Raw genomic sequence first — 833 nt, forward strand, 5'->3', positions numbered from 1 at the left:
CACCTACGGTCAGGACCGGGACGGCGGTGACCCGCTCTGGCTCGGGTCGGTGAAGTCCAACATCGGCCACACGCAGGCGGCGGCCGGTGTCGCCGGCATCATCAAGATGGTCCTGGCGATGCGGCACGAGACCCTGCCCGCCACCCTGCACGCGGACGAGCCGTCGACCGAGGTCAACTGGTCGGCGGGCGCCGTCGAGTTGCTGACGGAGTCGCGGCCCTGGAGCGCCGGGGACCGGCCTCGTCGGGCGGGCGTGTCGGCGTTCGGCGTCAGCGGCACCAACGCGCACGTGATCGTGGAGGAGCCCCCGGCCGTCGAGTCCGCCGCCGTCGCGGCAGTGCAACTCCCCTTGGTGCCGGTGCTGTTGTCCGGTACGGACGAGGCGGCGCTCCGTGCCCAGGCACAGCAGGTGCGACTTGTGGCCGATCGGGATCTCCACACGCTCGCCGCAGCGGCAGCCCGCCGTGCCGCGCTGGCCCATCGGGCGGTGGTGCTCGCCGGTGACACCGAGGGGTTGACGACCGGGCTGGGCGCGGTAGCTTCCGGGTCGGGTGGTCTGACGGGTGTTGCGGGTTCTGGTCGGGTGGCGTTCCTGTTCACGGGGCAGGGTGCGCAGCGAGCGTCGATGGGCCGGGGCTTGTACGAGGCGTTCCCGGTGTTCGCGGACGCCTTCGACCAGGTGGCGTTGCACCTGGATGCCCATCTGGACCGGCCGTTGGCGGAGGTGCTGGCGGACGAGGAGCTGATCCACCGGACGGGGTATGCGCAGCCGGCGTTGTTCGCCGTCGAGGTGGCGTTGCACGCGCTGCTCACCCGCTGGGGTGTGCGGGCGG

1 protein-coding gene is annotated in these 833 nt (G+C 72.3%); it reads left to right on the top strand.

All coding sequences use genetic code 11. The annotated features are described in order from the left end of the window. Window positions 1–833 (top strand): acyltransferase domain-containing protein (locus PUR61_RS10215; RefSeq protein WP_329878001.1); only part of this gene is annotated, 833 nt, incomplete at both ends.

Origin of the sequence: Streptomyces sp. BE20 (assembly GCF_036322525.1) — a bacterium.
Lineage (GTDB): Bacteria > Actinomycetota > Actinomycetes > Streptomycetales > Streptomycetaceae > Kitasatospora.